The 4950-nt window shown below is 69.5% G+C and carries 4 protein-coding genes; 3 read left to right on the top strand and 1 reads right to left on the bottom strand.

Going from position 1 to position 4950, the window contains the following annotated elements:
• Positions 1 to 203: 203 nt before the first annotated feature.
• A complete protein-coding gene (locus tag VFE05_16945) occupies positions 204 to 2249 on the bottom strand; it encodes a M13 family metallopeptidase (protein ID HET6231765.1) in 2046 nt (681 codons plus the stop codon).
• 693 nt (positions 2250 to 2942) lie between these two features.
• Here VFE05_16945 and VFE05_16940 point away from each other — a divergent pair.
• The 3 genes from VFE05_16940 to rpsG form a co-directional block, all read left to right on the top strand.
• A complete protein-coding gene (locus tag VFE05_16940; GenBank protein HET6231764.1) occupies positions 2943 to 3533 on the top strand; it encodes a hypothetical protein in 591 nt (196 codons plus the stop codon).
• A 532-nt stretch (positions 3534 to 4065) separates the two neighbouring features.
• Complete coding sequence (rpsL, locus tag VFE05_16935) at positions 4066 to 4494, top strand: 30S ribosomal protein S12 (protein HET6231763.1); 429 nt, start codon at positions 4066 to 4068, stop codon at positions 4492 to 4494.
• 3 nt (positions 4495 to 4497) lie between these two features.
• Positions 4498 to 4950: 30S ribosomal protein S7 (rpsG, locus tag VFE05_16930; GenBank protein HET6231762.1), on the top strand; the 453-nt coding region annotated here is incomplete at its 3' end.

The raw sequence follows: 4950 nt of genomic DNA, 5'->3' as shown, positions 1-4950 counted from the left end.
CCTGCATGCAGTTCTCCCCTCTCCCGCTTGCGGGGGAGGGGCCGGGGGAGGGGGCACCCCTTCCGCATTCGACACCTCAACCGCACCCCGCGACGAACGCAAAAGGCGAACGGCCGCCGCCCGATCATCCGGACGACGGCCGCTCCTCTATCCACCATAATCCCGTCCGATGCAGAAACTGCGACATCGGACAGGCGCGAACGCTACCAGATCTGCACGCGCAGGTTCTCCGGCCGCACCATCGGGTCGCCCTGCTTGCACCCGAACGCCGCCGCGAACTCCGGCATGTTCGCCATGGGCCCGTTCACGCGGAACTCGTTGGGCGAGTGCGGGTCGGTCTGCACCATCAGCCGCAGCTGCTGGTCGCGGAACGTGGCCCGGCGCGCCTGCGCGTACGCCAGGAAGAAGCGCTGCTCCTGCGTGAACCCGTCGATCAGCACGCGCGGCTTGCCCTCCAGCGCCTTCTCCATCGCGTAGTACGCGATCCGCAGGCCCGCGATGTCGGCGATGTTCTCGCCCAGCGTGAGCTTTCCGTTCACGTGCAGGCTGTCCAGCACCGTGTAGGCGTTGTACTGGTCCACCACCTTCTGCGCCCGTTCGCCGAAGCGCTGCGCGTCGCCGGCCGTCCACCAGTCGCGCAGGTTGCCCTGCGCGTCGTACTGGCGGCCCTGGTCGTCGAACCCGTGCGACATCTCGTGCCCGATCGTGCCGCCGATGCCGCCGTAGTTGGCCGCGACGTCGTACGACGGGTGGAAGAAGGGCGGCTGGAGGCGCCCCGCCGGGAACACGATCTCGTTGACCTGCGGGTTGTAGTACGCGTTCACGGTGGGCGGCGTCATCCCCCACTCCGTGCGGTCCACCGGCTTGCCGATCTTGGCGAAGTCCCGGCGCGTGTCGTACAGCCCGCCCGCGCGCAGGTTCGACACGAACGACGCGTTGCCGATGTTCATGCTGCTGTAGTCCTGCCACACGCTCGGGTAGCCGATCTTCTGGGCGAACGTGCCCAGCTTCTGCAGCGCCGCCGGCTTGGTGCTGTCGCTCATCCACGTGGCCGCCGCGATGCGCTCGGCGTACACCGCGCGCATGTTGCGCAGCATGTCCTCCATCCCCGCCTTCGCCTCGGGCGTGAACGACACCTTCACGTACTCGCGGCCCAGCGCGTCGCCCAGCACGCCGTCGGCCATGCGCAGGCAGCGCTTCCACCGCGGCTGCATCTCTCTCGCGCCCGTGAGCGAAGACGAGTAGCGGAAGTTCTCCTGCACGAACGGCGTGCTCAGCCAGCTCGCCGCGCCGTTGATGGCCCGCAGCCGCAGGTACGCGCGCCAGTCCTCCATGGGCCGCGTCGCGATCTCGTGCGCCATGGCCTTGGCGAACTCCGGCTGGCCCACGTTCATCGACGTCACCTGCGGCAGGCCCACGTCGCGAAGGAACGTGGCCCACGAAAAGCCCGGTGCCGTCCGGTCCAGCTCGGCCACCGTCATCACGTGGTACGAAGCCTGGGGGTCGCGCAGCTGCACGCGTCCCATCGACGCCAGCGCCAGCGCCGTCTCCAGCGACATCACGCGTTGCGCGTCGGCCGTGGCCTGCGCCGCGGGCTCGCCGGCCAGCTCGAACAGGCGCTGCACGTGCGCCACGTAGTTGGCGCGCTGCCGCACCGTCACGCTGTCGGTGCGCGTGTAGTAGTCGCGGTCCGGCAGGCCCAGGCCGCCCTGGCCCATCCCAGCGATCACCTTGCTCGCGTCCACCGCGTCCTGCTCCGACCCGAAGCCGAACAGCCCGCCCATGCCCTCGCGGTGCAGGCGGCCCAGCGTGGCCTGCAGGTCCGCGCGCGTGCGGATCGCGTCCAGCCGCCGCAGGTCTGCCGCGATGGGCGAGATGCCCCCCCGCTCCGCCGCCGCGCTGTCCATGCACGTGCCATACAGGCGGCCCAGGCTGCGCGTGTTGGGGTCGCTCGTGGTCTCCGCGTTCGCCGCCGCCGTCTCCAGCACCTGCTTCAGCACCAGGTTGTTGCGCTCGGTCAGCTCGTTGAAGCCGCTCCACGACGAGAAGGCCGCCGGGACCGGGTTCTTCGCCGCCCACCCGCCGTTCGCGTAGCGGTAGAAGTTCTGGCAGGGCGCGCAGGTCGTGTCCAGGTTCTCGCGGCTCAGCGGCGGGCCCGGGTTGGACGCGGGCGTCTGGGCCGCCGCCTGCGTCGCCGCGAGCGTGGCCAGCGCCGCCGCCAGCGGGCGCAGGGTCTTGAGAGAGGTCATGCGTGGTGTCCTGGTTCGGGAACGTCCCCCGCGCGGGCGCGCGGCAGGAGGTGGGGAGGCGGGTGCGCCGGAAGGTTGGATGCCGCTCGGCCCCGTCCGGTTTACGCGCCGTGGGAAATATGCGTCGTGAGCGAAGATGGCAGCAACCCGCCAGACCCCGCCGCCGGCAAACGCGCGGCTCCGCACGCCGGTATCTCTCCTCCGGGTGGCGGACGTACTCACGTGGAAGCGGAGGCGCGCGATGCAGGGGAGCGAGAGACGGAAAGCAGCAGCCGGAACCCAGGCCTCGCGCGTGCCGTACCGGCCACGGGCGGGCACCTGGGCCTCCGCGCACTGGAGCGGCCTCGCCTTCTGCGCCGCGTCCGCCGCGCTCCTGGCCCTCCTTCTCGGCTCGATGAGCCCCTGACCCGCGCCGCCGCCGCTCGTTCAGTCCCGGTAGATGACTGCCGGCTCTTCGGGAGATGAACGGCTGGGAGTCTCGGGAGATGCGGTGAAGCCCATCCCGCGGTCCTGATCGATCACCGGTGATGCGCTGCCGCCGATGCGCGGGCCAGATGACTGTCCCGATGCGCGGAGCGCCATGCAGAGAGGCGGGTGACGTAGCTCGGCCGGGAGCGTTGCACCGGTTACGGTGCCGCCGTAGCTTCGGTACGGTCAGCCGTCCAACCTGCCACGCTCTCCCTCCTCGCGCCCATGCAATTCCCACTCGAATTGAAGTTCAAGACGTTTGCGCTCGGCCGTCAGATCTCCGTCACCGACGCCAGCGGCAGCCTGCTCTGCTACGTGAAGCAGAAGGCGTTCAAGCTCAAGGAAGCCGTCACCGTCTTCGCCGACACCGAGCAGACGCGCCCGCTGTACACCATCGCGGCAGACCGCGTGCTCGACATCTCCGCGCGCTACCACGTCGCCGAGGCGGGCGGCGCCGAGCTGGGCGTGGTGCAGCGCCGCGGCATGCGCTCCATCTGGCGCACGCACTACGAGGTGATGCGCGGTGGCGGGACCATCATGGAGATCCGCGAGGAGAACCCGTGGGTCAAGGTGCTCGACGGGCTGTTCGGCGAGATCCCCATCGCCGGCATCTTCAGCGGCTACGTCTTCAACCCCGCGTACCTGGTGACTCGGGCAGACACGGGCGAGCAGCTCATGCGCCTCAAGAAGGAGCCGGCGTTCCTGGAAGGCCGCTTCACCCTCTCGCGGACCGCCGCCGAGCTGACCGACGCTGACGAGCGCCTCGCCCTCCTCAGCGTGCTGATGATGGTCCTGCTGGAGAAGTACCGCGGGTAGAGCGGGACCGCGACACCCCCCCTCGCCCGCCGAGCAGCCTCGCACGCGGTGCGGGGCCGCTTCGCTTTCTCCCTCGCGTCGCGGACGGGAGCCAGTCGGAAGACGAACGTAGATGTGCGTGGATGGCGTCTCAGGCGCCTACGGCGGACAGCCACGGAGAGATTCGCATCGGAAGATGCCTCTCGGCAGATGCGCGGCCGCATCGCCGGACGACCATCTCCCGTGACTGGAGATGTACGGCCCTCCATCCCCCGATCCGCCAGTCTCCCGCGGATGCGCGGCGGAGCCCAGCTCATCCCGATCCACCCGCGGTGATCGCGCCCGAGACGGCACTTTCCGAAGCGCGACGACCTGTCTCCGCGCCAGCCGAACGGCTTGCATCCACCAGCGCGGGAGGCGCCGCGGCGGGTTGACAGGGGGCGGGTCCGTCATTACGTTTCTCGGTCTGTCGCCCACCTGCTGTCAGGCGGCGGCGGAGACAGGGTACGTCTCCGCCTGTATTTCGTTTATTCACTCGGGTATACGCCAAAGCATGCCGACTATCAACCAGCTGGTCCGCAAGGGACGCCAGACGCTCGAGAAGAAGAGCAAGTCGCCGGCGATGCGGAACAATCCGCAGAAGCGCGGCGTTTGCACGCGCGTCTACACCACGACCCCGAAGAAGCCGAACTCGGCGCTTCGCAAGGTCGCCCGCGTCCGGCTGACCAACGGGTTCGAGGTCACCGCGTACATCCCGGGTGAGGGCCACAACCTGCAGGAGCACTCGATCGTCCTCATCCGCGGCGGTCGCGTGAAGGACCTTCCGGGTGTGCGCTACCACATCGTCCGCGGCACGCTCGACGCCTCCGGCGTGAACGATCGCCGCCAGAGCCGCTCCAAGTACGGTGCCAAGCGTCCCAAGCCGGGTCAGCCGGCCGGGAAGGGTGCCGGCAAGGGCGCTCCCGCCAAGGGGAAGAGGTAAGCCATGAGCCGCCGCACACGCGCCGTCAAGCGCCCGATCCTCCCGGATCCCGTCTACGGGAGCGAGTCGATCACCAAGTTCGTCAACACCCTCATGCTCGACGGCAAGAAGTCGACCGCCGAGGGCATCTTCTACGCCGCGATGACCGCGCTCGAGGAGAAGACCGGCCAGCCGGCCGAGACCGTCTTCAAGGCCGCGCTCAACAACGCCAAGCCGGTCCTCGAGGTGAAGTCGCGCCGCGTGGGCGGCGCCACCTACCAGGTGCCCGTCGAGGTCCGTCCGGAGCGCCGCACCGCGCTCGCCATGCGCTGGCTCGTGGGCTATGCCCGCGCCCGCGGCGAGAAGACGATGGCGGACCGCCTCGGTGCCGAGCTGTTGGCCGCGAGCCGGAACGAGGGCGCCACCATCAAGAAGAAGGACGACACCCACCGGATGGCCGAGGCCAACAAGGCATTC

Source organism: Longimicrobiaceae bacterium, assembly GCA_035696245.1.
In the GTDB taxonomy this organism is placed as follows: domain Bacteria; phylum Gemmatimonadota; class Gemmatimonadetes; order Longimicrobiales; family Longimicrobiaceae; genus DASRQW01.
Note: the sequence above shows the minus strand (reverse complement) of the source record. Positions and strands in the feature narration are given on the sequence as shown.